The organism is Rhodococcus sp. T7 (assembly GCF_009872365.1).
Taxonomy (GTDB): Bacteria; Actinomycetota; Actinomycetes; order Mycobacteriales; family Mycobacteriaceae; genus Rhodococcus_F.
In genome coordinates this window covers 1-18,167 of sequence record NZ_WXYH01000393.1, presented here as the reverse complement: position 1 = coordinate 18,167, position 18,167 = coordinate 1, and the positions used below count along the sequence as shown (strand labels likewise).

The window sequence follows — 18,167 nt, the reverse complement described above, 5'->3', positions numbered from 1 at the left end:
CCCGTCAGCCCTTGAGCTGTTCGGCCAGTGCGGTCAGCACGTCGGGGTCCTCGATGGTCGACGGGACCGTGTACTCCTCGTGGTCGGCGATCTGCCGCATCGTCTTCCGCAGGATCTTGCCCGATCGGGTCTTGGGCAGTGCCGGCACCACGGTCACGTCGCGGAAGGTCGCGACCGCACCGATCTCGTTGCGCACCTTGGCCACGAGCTCGCTGCGCAGGGTGTCGGCCTCGATCTCGACACCGGACTTCAGCACCACATACCCACTCGGTCGCTGCCCCTTGAGATCGTCGTGGATGCCGATGACCGCACATTCGGCGACCGCCGGATGCGACGCCACGACGGCCTCGATACTGCCGGTCGAGAGCCGGTGTCCGGCAACGTTGATCACGTCGTCGGAACGCCCGAGCACGAAGACGTAACCGTCGGCGTCGACGTATCCGGAGTCCCCGGTGAGGTAGTAACCGTCGAACGCTGCGAGGTAGGACTTGCGGTAACGCTCCTCGTCGCGCCACAGTCCGGCCAGGGTGCCCGGTGGCAGTGGCAGTCGGATGACGATGTTGCCCTCCTCGCCGGCGCCCACGATCTTGCCCTCGGCGTCGACGACCCCGACCCGGAAACCCGGGACCGGCACCGTGGGCGATCCGGCCTTGATCGGCATCGGTTCCAGCCCACGCAGATTCGCGGCGATCGCCCATCCGGTCTCGGTCTGCCACCAGTGGTCGACGACCGGCACCCCGAGAATCCTCGATGCCCAGGTGAACGTGTCCGGGTCGAGGCGCTCACCGGCCGCGAACAGGGTCTGCAACGACGACACGTCGTGGGCGGCCAACTCGGCGGCCTCCGGGTCGGCCTTGCGGATCGCGCGGATCGCGGTCGGCGCGGTGAACAGCGCCTTCACCCGATGATCGGCGACGACCCGCCAGAAGGCGCCGGCGTCGGGGGTCCCCACGGGCTTGCCCTCGTACATCACCGTCGTCGCCCCGACGAGCAGCGGGGCGTACACGATGTAGGAGTGCCCGACGACCCAGCCCACGTCGGATGCGGTCCACCAGACGTCACCCGCGGCGATGTCGTAGATGTTCGTCATCGACCACGTCAGGGCCACCGCGTGACCGCCGTTGTCGCGGACCACCCCCTTGGGTTTACCCGTGGTTCCGGAGGTGTAGAGGATGTAGAGCGGATCGGTCGCCGCCACCGGCACCGGCTCCGCGGGCTCGGCAACCTGCGTCACCTCGTCCCAGTCCAGCCAGCCGTCGTGATCGGCGGCGCTGCCCGCGATCTCGGGGCGATCCTTGACGATGATCGTCGCCGGGGAGGCCGACGACAGTTCGACGGCCTTGGCGACCATCGGCAGGTACTCCACGGCACGGCCCGGTTCGAGCCCACCGGAGGCGGTGACGACGGCGACCGGCTCCGCGTCGTCGATGCGGGCGGCCAGTTCCGGTGCGGCGAAGCCGCCGAACACCACCGAGTGCACGGCCCCGATCCGCGCGCAGGCCAGCATCGCGATGGCGGCCTCGGGGATCATCGGCATGTAGATCACGACGCGGTCACCCGCGCCCACGCCGTGGGCGGCGAGTGCCCCGGCGAACCGCGACACCTCGTCCAGGAGCTCGGCATAGGTGTAGCGGCGGACCTCGCCGACCATCGCCGAGTCCCAGATCAGGGCCGTCCGCTCGCCCTGGCCCGCGGCGACATGACGGTCCAGGGCGTTGTGGCAGGTGTTGAGTTCGCCGTCGGGAAACCACCGGTAGAACGGGGCGGCGGAGTCGTCGAGCGCCCGCGTCGGAGTGACCGTCCAGTCGATCGCGGACGCCGCGTCGAGCCAGAAACCCTCACGGTCCTCGGTCGCCCGTGTGAACGCCTCGTCGTATCGTCCCATCGCTGATCCGCCCTTCGCCCTGACGCCGTCGTCCTCGGGCGGCACATCATCGGATGTGCCGTGTCCCGGTTAGAGGTTAGTCATGTGACGATCGACACGACACCTGTTCCGCGGGCCGCGCGCCGACCGGTCACCGTCGTGCGGCGAGCGGGCGCAGACCCCGCTGCGTCGACGCGCGGGCCCGCGGGAAGGTCACCGCTGCACGTAGAAGACGCGCCGGTTGACGAATTCGCCGATGCCGAGCGGTCCGAGTTCCCGCCCGAAGCCGGAACGCTTGGTTCCGCCGAACGGCACGTCGGCGCCTTCGCCGGCCGAGGTGTTCACATTGGCCATACCCACCTCGAGTCGCGACGCGACCGCGATCGCCCGCTGCTCGTCGCTCGAGAAGACAGCACCCCCGAGCCCGAACGGGACGTCGTTCGCGAGAGCGACCGCCTCGTCGTCGTCGGACACCGAATAGACGACGGCGACCGGGCCGAACAGCTCCTCACGGTAAGCGCGCATGTCCGGGGTGACCCCGGTCAGGACTGCCGGGGTGAACCATCCGTGCTCGGCGAGCTCTCCACCGACGTGCAGGGTCGCACCCCTGTCGACCGCGTCGCGCACCTGGGCGAGCAGCCCCTCGGCCGCCTTCCGCGACACCCATCACCTCCCACTCCAGGCCGTCGAAGGTGTCCAGGGAGAACTTCTGAAGGACCGCGGCAGCGGACGCGAGCGTGTCGGACATGATGATTCCTCTCGGGTGGATCGAGCTGCCCGCGGGTCGCGGGCAGGTGAGATCGGATCGGTTTTCAGGACAGGACGATCGGCAGTTTTCGGTAGCGCCGGGCGAAATCGTTGTGCGCCACGGTGGGTTCCTCGGCCAACTCGATCCGCTCGTACCGTTCGGCCAGCACGGCGAAGACAGTCGTTGCCTCGGCACGCGAGATGATCTGTCCCGCACAGGAATGCGGCCCCAGACCGAACGACAGGTTGCGGCTGGCCGCAGGCGGGCGGGTGTGGTCGAAGACATCCGGGTCATCGAAGACCTCGGGGTCGCGATTGGCCGCACCGATCATGAAGCGGATGGGCGATCCGGCCTCGATGAGCACACCGCCGATCTCCACGTCCTCGGTAGGAAACCGCAGGAAAGACAGTTGTGGCGGGTCCATCCGGACCATCTCGTTGATGATCGCCGCACGTGCTGACTCGTCGTTGCGGAATGCGGTGAAAACCTCGGGCCGACGAGCGAACAGTTCGATACCCGAGGCGATCAGGTACCCGATGGCCATGTGCCCCACGGCATAGAACACCAGAATCGTGGCGATAGCCTCGCTCTCGGTGATCTCCCCGGCGCGGGCGGCGTCGAGCAACGAATCGGCCAGGCCGTCGCCCGGGTTCACCCGCTTGTCCTCGAGCATCTCGGCGACGCGCGCACTCAGATAGCCGAAAGCGACTGCAGCCCGGTCGACATCGCCGTCCGCGGGCTCCGCGCTTTGCATCAGCATCGCCTCGAACATCGCCTCCATCACGGCGTCGGCATCGTCTTCGGGTAGTTGTAGGACGCGTGCCATCGTGACGTGGGTGGGGACGACGGCGAGGTCGCGCCTGGCCTCGATCACCTGACCGGCCTCGACACCGTCGAGCAGGTCGCCGACCAGCTCACGGGTGGTCCTGACCCAGCCGTCCACCAGTTTCGGCGTGAACCACTTGTTGGTCTGCCGGCGCAACACGGTGTGATGCGGGGGATCCGAACCCAGCGCGGTGTCGCTCGCGACCGCCCAGGGCCCGGCGTCGGCCCATCCGGGTTCGACGCTCATGATGGGCAGTTTCGCGAAATGACTCACGTCGGCGTACCGGGACACCAGGTAGGTGCCGTCCTCCAGCTTGTGCACCGGATGGTCCTGTTGCAGTCGCCTATACCAGGGATAGGGGTTGTTCCTGAATTCGGGATCCGACCACGGCACGAGCTCGCGATCGATGGACGCAGCGGTCATCTCATGTCCTCCTCGTCGAGTTCGATCAGAGAGGGCTTCGGCGAACTGTTTGGCCCACTCGGCCACGGGTCCGTCCGCCGGCTGGAAGGACGCGGCATCGTGCCGGCCCGTTGCGCCGACCTGTGTCGCTCCTGCGTCTGTCACCGCACCGACGAGGATGTCGATCGCGTTGTTGTAGGTGTCGTAGGTGCTGTCGCCGAGGCCGAAGGCCCCGAACCGCAGACCCGTGAGGTCAGGCTCGGCCGCCTTCATCGCATCGAAGAAGGGCTGGGTCGTCGCCGGCAGTTCACCCTCTCCGTAGGTGGAGGTGACGAGCACGACCGTGCCGGAGGCGGCCAGATCTGCGACGTCGAAGTCCTCCATCCCCACCACGGTGGCCTCGATATCGAATTCCCCCAGGGCAGAAGCGATGTCGTCGGCGACCATCTCGGCGTTGCCGGTCTCGGTTCCGAACAGGACAGTTACGTCGGTCATGATTCTCCACACTCCATCTCGGGTGTTCGGGTGATTCTCGGGTTCACTGCAGGCCTGCCGTCTCAGCAGACCGATTCGGCCGGCACGGTGCGGGCCAACGCCAGCATCGCGTCGACCTCGCGGACCTTCTGCCGGATGCGGCCGGGCGAGGCCGAGGCGACCTCCGCCTCGTCGATCCGCATCCAGCCGTCGAAATCGACTGTCCGGTCGATCACTTCGTAAGGGATTGCCACCAGACCCGGACGGGCCGGATGGTGACCGGCATGATCGCGGCGGATTCGGGCCGCCAACGCCCGGGCACGGGCCCGCATCTCGGGAAGCGCTCCGGTGGAACTGTGCAGCCACCCGGTGCGGTACAGGCCCGGAGCAAGAAAATCCTCTCCCGGATCGGCGTCGCGGTACAGCGTCAGGTCGAGGTCGTCGTTTACGGCCGACTCGAAACCGATTGCGGTGATGACGGTGTCGCACGCGAGAGTCGTGGTGTGCACGCCGGTGCGCACCTTGACGGCCTCCGCGCGGTCGGTGCCGATCACCTCGACCGGGGTCGATCCGAAGTGGAACACCACCGTCGTGGCCGGTGCCGCCGGGCTCTCGCGTTCGACGACGTGGGCCAGGGCCGCACTCCGCGGGTCGGAGGACTCTGCCGTGGCGAGCACCCCCGCATCGGCGAGGCGGAACTCCGTCGACGCCAGGTGCGCCAGTTCACGCATCATCACCGGGTCGAACTTGGCGTCGGTGGGCGTGGAGCGCACCACCACGTCGATCCGCCGTGGGCCCTCCGATCTCAGTCTCCCGAGGGTGTCCGGGTGCAGATCGGAACCGGTGAATTCGTCGGGCTGCTTCGACAGCAGCCGGATGATGTCCATGGCGACGTTGCCGCCGCCCACCAGGACCACCCTCCGGCCCACCGTCGGCAGGTCGCCGGCGGCGGGATGGTCGTTGACGCATCGGGTGAAGCGCCCGGACCCCACGATGCCGGGCAGGTCATCGCCCGGGATGCCGAGACGGCGGTCTCCGCTGAGGCCCGTCGCGAGGACCACGACGTCGAACGCGGCTCGCAGGTCCTCGATCGACAGGTTCCGGCCGAGCTCGATGTTGCCGACGAAGCGAGTCCGATCGTCGAATACCCGCGAGAGTTGCCGGATCACGTTCTTCGTGCCCTGATGGTCGGGAGCCACGCCGTAGCGAAGGAGCCCGAACGGGGTGGGTAGCCGGTCGAAGGCGGTGACCTCCACCTCCGGCCACTGCTTGCGGAGTTGCTGTGCGGTGAAACAACCCGACGGTCCCGCGCCGACCACCGCCACGCGCGGTGCCACGTCCACTTCACTCATGATGTCCATCCAAATACTCTATTGTTAGAGTTCTTCGCGCACGATGTAACGATCCGATGACCACCTGCTCAGGTGGTCGTGCAGCCGACCGTGCCGGTAGCGCAGCCTGGGCAGATCGACGACGGTCACGAATCCCGGGTCGGCGTCGAGCACGTCGGGGATACGGTTCACCAATTGGGTGCAGGTGGTGGCCATCGTCGGCGGGGTGCCGTTGGACATCACCAGATCGGGTTCGCCGTGGATCGTCCATTCGTTGACATCGCTGTCGTCGGGGCCGTACAGCCGGCCGGACATCCGGAAGACGAAGACCGGGCCCTCTTCCGTGCGGATCTCGTCGATGTCGGTGAAGCCGATGCACTTTCCCGGCGGGACGTCGATCCCCAGGGCAGCACAGTGCAGAGTCTCGTGTGCCAGTTCGGGTTCGGTGCGCGTCAGGATCTGCTTGGGCGTCAGCCCCGCTCCGGCGACCAGCGCATCGAGAGCGATCCGGCCGAATGTGGGCGGACGCACGGCTTCTCGGCACCAGGCGTCGAACTCCTCGATCGTCGCGCCGACCTGCTGCAGCTCGGCCAGTTCCGGGCCGTACTCGTCGACGTTCCACGAACTCGTCCCGGTGACCGAGTCGATGCGGTGTGCCGTGCCCATCAGCTGGGCGACCGCGTTCACCCAGAAGCTGTCCTGGAAACCCCCGCCCGTGATGGTCACGCCATGCTCCTTGGCGAGTGCATCGAGTTCCGCGGTCAGTTCGGGCGCGGTGTTCCAGGGATAGAGCGCTTCCTCGGACAGCGTGATCACGTTGACCCCGTGCGACAGTGCGATACGGAAGTGCTCCGCGGCGTCCACGAGATAGCTGGTGATCGCGACGACCGCGATGTCGGGACTCGTCCGCGTGAACACCTCGTGCGGGTCGTCGCTGATCGACACTCCGAGTCGACGGTCGAGTCCGGTGACCTCGCCGAGGTCCTTGCCCACCTTGTCCGGACTGCGCGAGATGGCGCCTACGATCTCGACGTCCTTGTCGAGCAGATAGCGGGTGATCACGGAGTTCATCGCTCCGACGCCGTACACGACAGCTCTGATGTTCGTCATGGTCGCTACTCCCCGGTCTTCTTCGGAATCGCGTCGGCATACGGCGCGTCACTCTTTCCGTGGACCGGATGGACGGTCATGTAGAGCAGGCCGAGTACCAGGACGGTCACGCCGGACAGCAGCACGATGTAGTTGTCGTACCAAGGGGTTCCGGGGTTGCGCGGCCAGGCCATGTTGATCATCGCGACGATGCCGTAGGCGAGGGCTGCGATGTTGACGGGCAGCCCCCACTTGCCGAGCGAGTACGCCCCCGCCGGGACCCACCCCTTCAGACGTGCCCGCAGCGCGGCGAGGACGACCATCTGGAAGGCGATGTAGATACCGAGCGCAGAGAAGTTCAGGATCTTCGAGAAGGCGTCCTCGCTGAATTTCGACAGCAGCAGCACGAGGCACGGCACCGCGCCGGCGAGCAGGAGTGCGAAGGGCGGAACCGCGCGTTTGGCATCGAACTTCTTGAGATGGCGCGCACCGATGATCATGTCGTCGCGGCTGTAGGCGTAGGCGAGCCGGCTGGCGGCGGCCTGCAGGCTGATCACACAGGAGAGGAAGGAGATCAGGATGACGACCAGGATGATCTTCATGCCGAAGTCGCCGAAGGCGTCGGTCAGCAGGGTGGTCACCGGATCGGTGTCCTCGCCCGAGATGATCGCGCCGATGTCGGAGACCGACAGGATGAGCGCCAGACAGACGAATGTGGCTGCGGCACCGCCGATGTAGATGGTCCGGCGCATCGCCTTGGGGATCTGTCGTCCCGGGTTGGGCACCTCTTCGGCGACGTCACCGCACGCCTCGAAGCCGTAGTACTGGAACAGACCGATCAGTGCGGCGGCCGCGAAGCCGGAGACGTAGTTGCCCTCGGAGGCGCCGAACGAGTCGAAGAGGGCACTCAGATCGACCTGCCGGTGTGTGGCGATCAGATACACGCCGACCACGAGGGCGCCGATCAGCTCGGCGGCGAAACCGAAGACGGCCGCCGCCGAGACCACCCTGGTGCCGAGGAAGTTGATGGCGGTCGCGATGGCGACCATCACCACACCACACAGGGCGATGGTCCAGGCGGTCGCCTCGTAGCCGAAGAGCGACGCGATGAACGGCCCCGATCCGTAGGCGACCGAACCGATGGTGACGAGCAGCGCGATCAGATACACCCAGCCCGTCATCCACGCGTACTTCCGGCCCCAGAGTCGGCGTGTCCACGGATACACGCCCCCCGCGACCGGGAACTGGGCGACGACCTCGCTGAAGATCAGCGCCACCAGGAACTGCCCGAGGCCCACGATGACGAGGCTCCAGATCATCGGCGGGCCGGCCTGTGCCATCGCATAGGCGAAGACCGTGTAGATCCCGACGACGGGCGACAGGTAGGTGAAGCCGAGGGCGAAGTTCGCCCACGGACTCATCTCCCGTTTGAATTCGGACGTATAACCGAGTTCGGCCAGCATCTGGGCGTCCCGGTCCGGGACCCCCTCGTCTGTCGGATACACATTCGTCGTGGCCATGCCTGAATCTCCTGACGCCAAACGGATTTCGCCAAATACTACAAACATAGGGTTTTTTGACGCCAGGCCGGAACGCAGAATTAACAATGGTCATGTTCCGGTAACCATCGGGCGGACGGCTCCGGTTCGACCCTGAGGTGAGCGGTGTGCGGACAGGGTCAGCGGCTGCGGACCCAGGACACTCAGCGGGTCCGGACTCCCGCCACCGCAGCGGTGACCTGGTCCAGAAATGTGCGGATCGTGGTCAGTTCGTCGTCGGAGAAACCGTCGGCCACCGCGATCACCTGGTCGATCAACGGCCCGAAGAAGGTCCAGCCCATCTCCTGGGCCGCGTCGGTGACGTGCAGCGCAACCCGGCGACGATCCGAGTCGTCGCGCCTGCGGTCCACCAGACCCTTCGATTCCAGTCGATCGATGAGCGCGGTGGTCGACGCACTGTTGAGTCCGAGATGCCCCGCCAGCCACCCAGGAGAGGCGACGGCGCCGGCCCGATCCCGGTCCAGAAGAGCGATCAGGGCACGTACATCGGTGGCGTGCAACCCGTTTCGGGCGGCGAAGCCGGCCCCGAAGACATCGAGTTCGACGGTCAGCGAACGCAGCCGGTGCACCAGATCGTCGTTCGTCACGAGTTCACCGTACGCGACTTCGCTCGATGATCTAGTCTCTCGATAATCGAGATACCCCGACGGAGGTTCGTGCCATGGTCCGCCCGACACTCGACGTCTTCGCCGCCACGCCGCAGGGCATCGCGTTTTTCGACGCCTACGACGCGCTCCTCGCACGCTCGGGAGGGCATCCGATCGATGTCGAGACGGCGCACGGCATCACCCGGGTCACGATCATCGGGCCGCGCCCGGACACCCCCGACGCCGTGCCCCTCGACGCCGTGCCGCTGGTCCTTTTGCCGGGCGGCGGAGCCACGTCGATGTCGTATGTGAACGTCATGGAACACCTGGCGACCGGTCGCCACGTCATCGCCGTCGACCTCCTCGGCGACGCCGGACGGTCCCGTCCCGGCGCTGCGAGCCCACGAGCTCCCGCCGAGCTATTCGACTGGCTCGCAGCCGTTCTCGACCGGATCCCCGACGCAATCAGCAGCGCCCACATCGCCGTCCATCCCGCGGCCACCGACACGGTCGACGTCGTCGGCCACTCGTACGGCGCGATGATCGCGCTGGGCTTCGCGACCGGGCAACACGGTGCTCGCGTACGCAACCTGGCACTGCTCGACCCGACATCGTGTTTCGCAGGACTCCGTATCGCCTATCTGCAGCACGCCATCCCGACGCTCATCGCGCCCACTCCCCCGCGTCTGCGACGGTTTCTCTCGTGGGAGACACGTGGGACCGACCCGGAACCGCTGTGGACCCAGATGTATTGCGCAGGAGCCGGTTTCCCGAAGACTCGGACGATCGTACCGAAGCGGCCCCGACGGGCCGCGCTCTCTCGACTCACCGACCCATCCCGGGTCACGGCGATCCTCGCCCCGCAGAGTCGGGCACATGACACCGCCGAGGTGGCCCGTCGGATCCGCAGCACCTTGCCCACGGCGCGCGTCGTGACGCTGAGCACCGGGACCCACCACACGCTGCCGCTAGGTCCGTCGAACGAGATCGTCGACGCGCTGCTGGGCGCGATCGAGAAACCCGCCGTATGAACGGATCTCGTATGTGCCGCGCGCGAACGGTTCAGTGTGTTGCGAGACCGGGCGCGGGCCAGGACGCCGGCCAGGACACCCGCGGTTCGCTCACCTCCCGGATGGCGGTGCGTCGGCGGTGATGAACCGCACCGTCGGTGACGATCAGTTCGACGCCGCGGTCGAGCCGGGCGCCGAGCCTGCGGGGCGTCCACCCCGGCCGCGGACCGTCGGACCCGATGAACACCGCGCCGGCGCCGACGCGCGCCGCGACCCGCTGGAGCACCGGGACCGGGCTGCCGTGTTCGCTCGTCGTGGTGACCAGCCGCGCACCATGCCACTTCGCGAGCTCTGCGGCGGTCCGCAGATGCTCGCCGACCGAGGCCTGCCCGGTCAGGAGGTACGCCTCGTCCTTGAGGGCGTCGTGCAGGTCGGTGGGCGGCTCGGGGCGTCGAGACGGCCGCGTCGCACAGATCAGCACGAGCGTCCGGGAGTCGCCGACGGTACGGACGGCGAGTTTCACTGCCCGCAGGGAGGCCTCGGTGCCATTGCAGCCGACCACCACCGGGCGCGGGGGATCCAGATCCGGGAGCAGCTGATCGCCGGCGAGCTTTTGCCATCGAGAATCATGTCGGGTGAGCAGAGCCATTGTCTTGTCCTCTCGCGCCCTGTGGAGTGATCGCGGCGGATTACCGCTGCTCACAACGCTAGGAAGATCGGCCGTATCGATCGCCATCCCGGGGATTGAGGTTGCCTCCACCCGTGGGTGGAGGGCCGGATCCACCGCGAGGAGGAGGTTCTGCCCACGCGTGGAACTATGGTTGAACCGTGACGCACTTCACCGCCGGTGTCGGCTCGGGATTGCGCCGCCGAATCGAGCGGGCCGGCGGCGACTATCCCCCGCTCTACCCGGCGGTCATCCTGTCGGCCAGCGTGGTCGTGACAGTCATCTCGGTCGCCCAGCGGTACCCGTTCGACCGAATCGGCTGGCTGATCCCAGCGGTGGCGTTCGCCGTCGTCACGCTCACCCTCGACCTCACCCTGCCGCCGACGTCGTATGCGTGTTTCGGGGTCATCACCAGCACCGTCTGCTTCCTGATGATCCCCACGCCGTCCGACGCCGCCCCACTCCAGCTCGTACTGATGACGGCCATCGGCGCCGCCATGTACCCGCTGCGGGTGGGGCTCGTCGTCGGCGCCGTCTGCATCGCGGTGATCGTCGCGTTCGGTGCGGTCGGACACCTCGAAGCACCCGCGCTGTACGGGCTGGGTGTGGCCTGCGGCTGGTTGATCGGGTACATGGTCCTCATCCAGAAGCGACTGGCCGACAACCAGGCCCGTGTCCTGCGAGCTCGCGCGGATCGGGCGGCCAGCGACGAACGCCGACGCATCGCCCGCGAGATCCATGACGTGATTGCCCATTCGCTGTCCATCACGATGCTCAACGTGACCGGTGCTCGGCGCGCACTCGAGCAGGACCGTGACATCGACGAGGCGGTGGACGCCCTCGCCGATGCTGAACGTCAGGGTCGCCAGGCGATGAGCGAGATCCGTTCGATCGTGCACGTGCTGGGAGCCCAGACCGGGCAGTCGGAATCCACCTCCCCGCCGCCGACCGGCAATGACCTCGACCAACTCGTCGATGACTATCGCAAGGCCGGAGTCGACATCGACTATTCCGTTGCCGGCGACATGGACTCGCTGACCGACCCGGTCGGCGCCGCGGTCTATCGCATCGCTCAGGAGTCGTTGGCCAACGTCGTGAAGCATTCGACCGGGAAGCGGGCGCGGCTCGCGGTGACAGTCGGTGAGAGCGTCTCCATCGAGATCGACAATCCCGCTCCGTGCGGTCGTAGACCGACCTGCGACGGAACCGGAATAGACGGAATGACTCAGCGTGCCGCTCTGCTCGGCGGCACCCTCGAGACCTTCCACGCCGACGACACGTGGTCGGTGCGGGCCGCCCTGCCCGCTCGCACCACAAGCGAGGGGATTCGGTCGAAGGGGGTGAGCGTGTGACATCGCTCGGGCCGACCGACGCCGGCACCGAACAGATCCGGGTACTCCTGGTCGACGATCAGGAGCTGATCCGTACCGGGCTCCGGCGGATTCTCCGCGTCCGTGACGGTTTCGACATCGTCGGCGAATGTGCCGACGGTTCCGAGGTACTGGCCGGGATCGCCGAACATCGGCCCGACATCGTCGTCATGGATCTGCGGATGCGCAACATCGACGGCATCACCGCCACGACGATGGTGCAGTCTCTCCGCGAACCGCCACCGGTGCTGGTACTGACCACTTTCGACGACGACGTATTGCTCTCCCGGGTGCTCCGGGCAGGCGCGGCGGGCTTCATCCTGAAGGACTCCCCCGCCGAGGCGTTGATCTGGGCGGTTCGCGCCGTGGTGCGTGACGGCGCCTTCCTCGATCCCGCGGTGACCGAACGGGTGCTACAGGGCTTCCGACGGGCAGGACGCGAACAGGTGCCTGTCGCACCGGAGCTCACCGACCGCGAATCCGATGTTCTCCGGTTGATCGCACGCGGCCAGACCAACACCGAGATCGCTTCGACGCTGGGCATCTCGTCGGTGACGGTGAAAAGCCATGTGAACCATATCTTCACCAAACTCGATCTGCGGGATCGTGCTGCTGCGATCGTCTACGCCTTTGATCACGGGTTGGTCGTCGCCGAATACGACTGAACGGAAACGACTTCGACCTCAGTCGATGAGGTGCACGTCCACGCCATCAGCGAAGCGATACGGTCCGGCCGTCAACAGACCGCCGAAACGCTTGCGCAGGCGCGACATCTCGGCCCGCACCGTGACCGTGCGGTCGTCGACGCCGAAGAGGTGGGCAGACATCTGCGCCGCGGTCACGCCGCCGCGGTGTCGTGCGAGGTGGGTGAGTATCTCGCCGTGCCGCGGGGAACACTGATGTGTCCATCCGCCGCTCGCGCCCTCGACGGTGACGGCGACCTGCGCGCCGCCGGAGCCGGAGGTGACCGTCTGCAAGCTGACCCGCGTCGTTGACGGGTCCGCGGCATCGGTGACACGCACCAACCAGCCGCCCGGCAGTGCCTCCACTTGGCACTCTCCCAAAGCCGAGACGAAGAGCCGACCGGGCCCGACGCCGCGCGGCAGGAGTAGCCGCGACCTTGGGGTCAACGTGTCCACCGCAGCCACCCAGCCGTCGACATCGACCGCCATCGCCGGCCCCGGCGAGCGGGCCAGGATCGGGGCCGCCACTGCGCGCAGTGAGTCCAGACGTCGGTGATGTCGTTCGCGCAGTTGCGACTCGGCCAGCCGGGCGACCGCATGTACGAGCGCCAGGGTGGTCGGGTGGATCGTCGCGGCCGGGCCGCTGACGTCGACGACACCGAGGACGGCACCCGTCCTCGGATCCTTGATCGGTGCACCGGTACACGTCCACGAATGATGGCTCCGGACGAAGTGCTCGGCGGAGAAGACCTGGATCGGCCTGCCCGACATCAGTGCGGTACCGATGGCGTTGGTGCCCACCGAGCGTTCCGCCCAGTCGGCGCCCTCGACGAACCCCAGGTGATCGGCGCGGCTCAGGACCCTCGACGACCCGCTCCGCCACAGCACACGACCGCCGGCATCCGCGATCACGAGGATGTTGTCGCCGTCGGCGATCAACGACTCCAACCCGCGCGCCAACTCGTCGATGACCTCGACCAGCCCCGACTCCCGGCGACGCTCCTCGAGCTCGTCGAACTCCAGTGCGCGCTCAGCCATGCCGTCGGTGTCGGGGTCGAGGCCGGCCTCGCGGAGTCGTCGCCACGAGTCGTCGATCACGCTGCGCGGACGGGCGGGCATCCGCTCGCCGGACATCGCGGCGTGATGCACAGCGCTGAGCACATGGGCGAACTCACGAGGATCGTCACCGGCCTGTACAGCCGGCTCGAGGTCGGATACGGAATCGAAAGCGGTCATCGATCTCGATTGTGCGCCACATCACACGGTCCGGCAAAGCACGGGGCGCCCTCGCAACCCCGTGCAACCCTTGCCGCCCCACGCGGCCGGGGCGTCTCCTGTGGTCACCACATTGTGGTCCGCATCACCATCCGCGGACGCTCTGCACGAAGAAGGAGACCTTATGACCCAGACACTGGAGCCGACCCTCGGCATCGACAACTCCGCGCAACAGCGGATCGACACATGGCTGTCGGAGTTCGAGTCGGCACTCGCGGCGCTCGACGTCGGACGGGCGACGAGCGCTTTCCTGACCGACAGCTACTGGCGTGATCTCACGGCGTTCACCTGGAACATCAAGACGGTCGAGGGGCATGAGCAGATCGCCGACATGCTCACCGCTCGACTCGCCGAGACCCGCCCGTCCGGCTTCAGCACGACCGAACCGGCATCCGACGACGGAGACGGAGTGGTGTCGGCCTTCATCTCGTTCGAAACAGCCGTGGGACGGTGCGAGGGCCACCTTCGACTCCGACCCGATGCCGCCGACGGCCAGGACAAGGCCTGGACACTGCTCACGACGTTGCAGGAGCTCAAGGGCCACGAGGAGCCACGCGGCGCCGGACGCGTGCTGGGGGCGGTGCACGGCTCCGACCCGGACACCCGTTCGTGGGCGGAGAAGAAAGCCGACGAGGAGCGCGAACTCGGGCGAGGGTTACAGCCCTACGTCCTGGTCATCGGTGGTGGGCAGGGCGGCATCGCCCTCGGCGCGCGCCTCCGGCAACTCGGCGTGCCGTCGATCGTCGTCGACCGCCACGATCGACCGGGCGACCAGTGGCGAAAGCGCTACAAGTCGCTGTGCCTTCACGACCCGGTCTGGTACGACCACCTCCCCTACCTGCCGTTCCCCGACAATTGGCCGGTGTTCGCGCCGAAGGACAAGATCGGGGACTGGCTCGAGTTCTACACCAAGGTCATGGAGGTGCCGTACTGGAGCAGAACCACCTGCCTCTCGGCGACCTACGACGACAACTCGGCCCGCTGGACCGTCGAGATCGACCGTGACGGTGAGGCGAGGACGTTGCATCCCACGCAGCTCGTCCTGGCCACGGGAATGTCCGGCAAGCCCGCCATCCCCGAGGTGCCCGGGCAGGACATCTTCGCCGGGGAACAGCATCACTCCAGCGCCCACCCCGGTCCTGACGATTACATCGGCAAGAAAGTCGTCGTCATCGGCTCCAACAACTCGGCGCACGACATCTGTAAAGCCCTCGTCGACAACGGGGTCGACGCCACGATGGTCCAGCGGTCGTCCACCCACATCGTCAGATCCGACTCACTGCGCTCCATCGCTCTCGGCGACCTGTACAGCGAGGAGGCCGTCGCCGCCGGGATGACGACGAAGAAGGCCGACCTGACGTTCGCGTCGCTCCCCTACCGGATCATGCACGAGTTCCAGGTACCGGTGTACGACCGGATTCGCGAGCAGGACAAGGATTTCTACGATCGTCTCGAGGCGGCCGGCTTCGGGGGTCGGGGAGCAGATTCTCGAAATCCGGCGCTAAGGATTTACGGCAGATAGTAGCGTACTATCTGCCGTAACTCGTGAGTCGTCCTGCCGCGATGGTCGTTCCGGAGATGGGCGACTCCGGAAACTATCTGCCGTAGTGCTGAAGGGCGGTCGGGGTGGGATCGGTGAGCTCGCTACCGGCGCGGGCCGCCGGGATCCGGCTGGCGGACGCGACGCGGACCTTTCTGGGCACGATCGCGGCGGTGAACACCCGCCGCGCCTACGCCTCGGCGTTGGATCGGATGGTGCGCGACTTCGGCGCGGACGGCGATGTCGGGTTGTTGAACCCGGATCGGGTGTCGGGGTGGTTCGACTACGTGTGGGGCGACAAGGCCCCCAAGACCTACAACCTCCGGCTGACCGCGGTGTCGGCGGCGTGCGCCTACTGACGCGATCAACAGTGGCTGACCGGCGATCCGGTGTCGCGCCTGCGGGCGCGGCCGAGTGCGCCGGACAACAGCAAGGCGATGACCGCCGCCGAGGTTGCGGAGCTGCTGGGCATGGACGCGGCCCTGCGCGAGCGGGTGTTCTGGTCGATGCTGTATGAGTCCGCCGCGCGGGCGGAGGAGATCCTGAATCTCGACATCGAGGACCTGGACACCGTGAACCGATGCGCCACGGTCACCCGCAAGGGCGGCGCCCGCGAGGTGATCTATTGGCAGACCGGCACCGCACGGCCGCTGCCCCGGCTGATCGCCGGACGGAAGTCCGGGCCGCTGTTCCTGACCGACCGCAAAGCCAAGCCGTCGGTCGCCAAGACCGACACCGACAACTCGACCGGCCGCGCCCGACTTTCCTACCGCCGCGCCGCGACGCTCCTCGAGGAGCACACCGAAGGGATGCGACGCGGACCGTTCACGCTGCACCAGCTGCGGCACTCGCGACTGACCCACGCCGCAGAGAAGGGCGCTTCCACGCCGATGCTGATGGCGTTGAGCGGACACACCTCGGTGCGCAGCCTGGTCAAATACGCGAAGGTCTCCGCCGAGGCGCTGGGGCGCTGGCAGGCCGAGACCGATCCCGCTGCGCGGCGGCGCTCCCGCTGAATCTCTCAGTAGCTGACGGTGACGAGTTCCGGCGCGTGTCTGCGTATCTTGTTCAGCACCTTGACTGTTCGGCCCGAGCGCATCTGCTCGAGGGGGGCCGAAAGAGACCAATCAAGTGCGGCACCGTCGATGGGTGTGGTCTTCCGCGTCCGGGAACTCATAGCCGCTGCCGGGCGTGCGTGGTCGTGGTGTTTGTCGGATCCGGCGGGGGCACGGCCGAGAGTAGGGCCGTGAGGTCGCGCGAGACCTCGCCGGGGTTGGAACAGCCGTGGGAGATGAGCGCGCGGGAGCGCGGCTTCGGTCAGGCCGTATCGGATATGGACGGCGTCGTGGTTCCCGGGAACTCGAATGTGCCGGAGTCGTCCGTCGGTCTACGTGCGTTGCGCGGAGTCGTCCCGAATCTCACTGCGGAGAACGTGTTTGAGGATCTTGCCGGAAGGGTTGCGCGGGATGTCACGGACGATCAGATCGCGCGGCAGTTTGTAGTCCGCGACGTATTCGGCGGCGTACGTCCGCAGCTCCTCGAGGGTCACCTCGCGACCGGGAACCGGGGTCACGATCGCGACGATGGTCTCCCCGAATGTGGCGTGGTCCAGGCCGACGACGGCAACGTCCTGGACGTCGGGGTGCCCCGCGAGGGCGTTCTCGACCTCGATCGAGTAGACGTTGCGGCCGCCGGTGATGATCATGTCCTTGAGCCGGTCGACGATCGTGATGAAACCGTCGGCGTCGCGGACGGCGAGGTCCCCGGTGTGCAGCCACCCGTCTCGGATGGTCTCGGCGGTGGCCTCGGGCTTGTTCCAGTAGCCCTTCATGATGGTCTCGCCGCGCAGGATGATCTCGCCGGTCATCCCCGTCGGGACATCGTTGCCATCCGGATCGACCAGCCGGAACTCGGCATTCGTGATCGGCCAGCGTCCCGTCGCATCGGGACGGACGGCGACCTCGTCAGGCGTGGAGTAGATGCCGGTGGGGCCACCCTCGGTCGGCCCGCACAGCTGGAAGAAGCCGACGTCCGGGAAGGTCGTCACGAGTTTCGCGACCGCAGTCGGCGGCATCGGTGCCGCCCCGAAGAAGCCGAGCCGCCAGTGCGAGAGGTCGCGCCGCTCGAGGTCGGGGACCGTCAACATCATCTGATACATGGTGGGAACACCGAGGAAGACGGTGATCCGGTATCGCTCGAGGGCGTCGAGGACGGCGGCGGGCTCGAATGCCGGCAACACGACGTGGGTGGTGCCCATCGAGAAGCCGCTGAGCACGAACAGCACCAGTTCGGCGCAGTGGTACATCGGTGCCACGTGCAGGTTCCGGTCGAAGGAGTTGACGCCGAGCGAGGACACCGCGTGGCCGACCCACAGCAGCCGGTGGTGATCGAACAGCGCACCCTTCGGTTTCCCGGTGGTGCCGGAGGTGTAGATGATCATGCAGTCGTCGTCCTCGCGCACCTCGACCTGTGGGTCGCTGTCCGGCATGGAGGACGCCAGCTGGACGAAATCGTCGAAGCCGTCCGCGCCGTCCAGCGAAAGCGCCGGGGCAGCGGGCGCCTGCTCCAGCTTGGCCAGGTCCCGCACCGCCGCGACGGTGTCCCCACCGAACAGCAGCACCGACGCGCCGGAGTCCTCGAGCAGATACGCCAGCTCCCGGGCCGTGGACCGCGGGTTGAACGGGGAGACGATCGCGCCGACCTTGAACGCGCCGTACAGCGCGAGGAGGAAGCGGTCGGAGT

Annotated in this window: 14 protein-coding genes and 2 pseudogenes; 6 read left to right on the top strand and 10 right to left on the bottom strand. The window is 67.2% G+C overall.

Annotated elements, in window-relative coordinates; genetic code table 11:
- Positions 1-4: 4 nt before the first annotated feature.
- From MLGJGCBP_RS53560 to MLGJGCBP_RS53590, 7 genes and pseudogenes are all read right to left on the bottom strand, one after another.
- A complete protein-coding gene (locus tag MLGJGCBP_RS53560; protein WP_100055163.1) occupies positions 5-1,885 on the bottom strand; it encodes a propionyl-CoA synthetase in 1,881 nt (626 codons plus the stop codon).
- Between the two features lie 192 nt (positions 1,886-2,077).
- Positions 2,078-2,524: pseudogene (locus MLGJGCBP_RS53565) on the bottom strand (aldehyde dehydrogenase family protein); the annotation flags it as partial.
- Between the two features lie 152 nt (positions 2,525-2,676).
- On the bottom strand, positions 2,677-4,335 hold the full coding sequence (locus tag MLGJGCBP_RS53570; protein WP_100055161.1) for a cytochrome P450: 1,659 nt from the start codon (positions 4,333-4,335) through the stop codon (positions 2,677-2,679).
- A 62-nt stretch (positions 4,336-4,397) separates the two neighbouring features.
- Positions 4,398-5,666, bottom strand: a complete 1,269-nt coding sequence (locus tag MLGJGCBP_RS53575) for an FAD-dependent oxidoreductase (RefSeq protein WP_160093630.1) — start codon at positions 5,664-5,666, stop codon at positions 4,398-4,400.
- Positions 5,667-5,690: 24 nt separating this feature from the next.
- Complete coding sequence (locus MLGJGCBP_RS53580) at positions 5,691-6,755, bottom strand: NAD(P)H-dependent amine dehydrogenase family protein (protein WP_100055159.1); 1,065 nt, start codon at positions 6,753-6,755, stop codon at positions 5,691-5,693.
- Positions 6,756-6,760: 5 nt separating this feature from the next.
- Positions 6,761-8,254 carry an APC family permease gene (locus MLGJGCBP_RS53585; protein ID WP_100055158.1) on the bottom strand — a complete coding sequence of 498 codons (1,494 nt, stop codon included), beginning with the start codon at positions 8,252-8,254 and terminating at the stop codon, positions 6,761-6,763.
- Between the two features lie 182 nt (positions 8,255-8,436).
- A complete protein-coding gene (locus MLGJGCBP_RS53590; RefSeq protein ID WP_100055157.1) occupies positions 8,437-8,880 on the bottom strand; it encodes a MarR family winged helix-turn-helix transcriptional regulator in 444 nt (147 codons plus the stop codon).
- A 74-nt stretch (positions 8,881-8,954) separates the two neighbouring features.
- Here MLGJGCBP_RS53590 and MLGJGCBP_RS53595 point away from each other — a divergent pair, with 74 nt between their 5' ends.
- A complete protein-coding gene (locus MLGJGCBP_RS53595) occupies positions 8,955-9,911 on the top strand; it encodes an alpha/beta fold hydrolase (RefSeq protein WP_100055156.1) in 957 nt (318 codons plus the stop codon).
- Positions 9,912-9,942: 31 nt separating this feature from the next.
- Here the strand turns inward: MLGJGCBP_RS53595 and MLGJGCBP_RS53600 are convergent, their stop codons facing one another.
- Positions 9,943-10,539, bottom strand: a complete 597-nt coding sequence (locus MLGJGCBP_RS53600; protein WP_100055155.1) for a universal stress protein — start codon at positions 10,537-10,539, stop codon at positions 9,943-9,945.
- 179 nt (positions 10,540-10,718) lie between these two features.
- Between MLGJGCBP_RS53600 and MLGJGCBP_RS53605 the strand changes: the two genes are divergently transcribed.
- Both MLGJGCBP_RS53605 and MLGJGCBP_RS53610 read left to right on the top strand, forming a co-directional pair.
- Complete coding sequence (locus MLGJGCBP_RS53605; RefSeq protein WP_100055154.1) at positions 10,719-11,909, top strand: sensor histidine kinase; 1,191 nt, start codon at positions 10,719-10,721, stop codon at positions 11,907-11,909.
- Positions 11,906-12,592 (top strand): response regulator transcription factor, encoded by a 687-nt coding sequence (locus MLGJGCBP_RS53610; protein WP_100055153.1) that lies wholly within the window; start codon positions 11,906-11,908, stop codon positions 12,590-12,592. The genes MLGJGCBP_RS53605 and MLGJGCBP_RS53610 overlap by 4 nt, the downstream gene beginning before the upstream one ends.
- Positions 12,593-12,610: 18 nt before the next feature.
- Here MLGJGCBP_RS53610 and MLGJGCBP_RS53615 read toward each other — a convergent pair whose 3' ends face one another.
- Entirely contained in the window at positions 12,611-13,846 is a 1,236-nt protein-coding gene (locus MLGJGCBP_RS53615; protein WP_100055152.1) for a helix-turn-helix domain-containing protein, read from the bottom strand.
- A 163-nt stretch (positions 13,847-14,009) separates the two neighbouring features.
- Here MLGJGCBP_RS53615 and MLGJGCBP_RS53620 point away from each other — a divergent pair.
- The 3 genes and pseudogenes from MLGJGCBP_RS53620 to MLGJGCBP_RS53630 all read left to right on the top strand — a co-directional run.
- Positions 14,010-15,353: pseudogene (locus MLGJGCBP_RS53620) on the top strand (NAD(P)-binding domain-containing protein); the annotation flags it as partial.
- A gap of 167 nt (positions 15,354-15,520) precedes the next feature.
- Positions 15,521-15,784, top strand: coding sequence for a hypothetical protein (locus tag MLGJGCBP_RS53625; RefSeq protein ID WP_225330463.1), 264 nt, complete (start codon positions 15,521-15,523; stop codon positions 15,782-15,784).
- Between the two features lie 78 nt (positions 15,785-15,862).
- Positions 15,863-16,441, top strand: a complete 579-nt coding sequence (locus tag MLGJGCBP_RS53630) for a tyrosine-type recombinase/integrase (protein ID WP_202916944.1) — start codon at positions 15,863-15,865, stop codon at positions 16,439-16,441.
- Between the two features lie 371 nt (positions 16,442-16,812).
- On the opposite strand, the gene MLGJGCBP_RS53635 is transcribed toward MLGJGCBP_RS53630, so the two are convergent.
- Positions 16,813-18,167, bottom strand: a 1,355-nt coding sequence (locus MLGJGCBP_RS53635) for a class I adenylate-forming enzyme family protein (protein WP_160093631.1), incomplete at its 5' end; no start/stop codon positions are given.

Bases quoted from the DNA above. Each gene is read 5' to 3' on its own strand.
- MLGJGCBP_RS53630 (WP_202916944.1), top strand. From the start codon at position 15,863: ATGACCGCCGCCGAGGTTGCGGAGCTGCTGGGCATGGACGCGGCCCTG.
- MLGJGCBP_RS53560 (WP_100055163.1), bottom strand. From the start codon at position 1,885: ATGGGACGATACGACGAGGCGTTCACACGGGCGACCGAGGACCGTGAG.
- MLGJGCBP_RS53615 (WP_100055152.1), bottom strand. From the start codon at position 13,846: ATGACCGCTTTCGATTCCGTATCCGACCTCGAGCCGGCTGTACAGGCC.
- MLGJGCBP_RS53585 (WP_100055158.1), bottom strand. From the start codon at position 8,254: ATGGCCACGACGAATGTGTATCCGACAGACGAGGGGGTCCCGGACCGG.
- MLGJGCBP_RS53595 (WP_100055156.1), top strand. From the start codon at position 8,955: ATGGTCCGCCCGACACTCGACGTCTTCGCCGCCACGCCGCAGGGCATC.
- MLGJGCBP_RS53580 (WP_100055159.1), bottom strand. From the start codon at position 6,755: ATGACGAACATCAGAGCTGTCGTGTACGGCGTCGGAGCGATGAACTCC.
- MLGJGCBP_RS53575 (WP_160093630.1), bottom strand. From the start codon at position 5,666: ATGAGTGAAGTGGACGTGGCACCGCGCGTGGCGGTGGTCGGCGCGGGA.
- MLGJGCBP_RS53600 (WP_100055155.1), bottom strand. From the start codon at position 10,539: ATGGCTCTGCTCACCCGACATGATTCTCGATGGCAAAAGCTCGCCGGC.
- MLGJGCBP_RS53570 (WP_100055161.1), bottom strand. From the start codon at position 4,335: ATGACCGACGTAACTGTCCTGTTCGGAACCGAGACCGGCAACGCCGAG.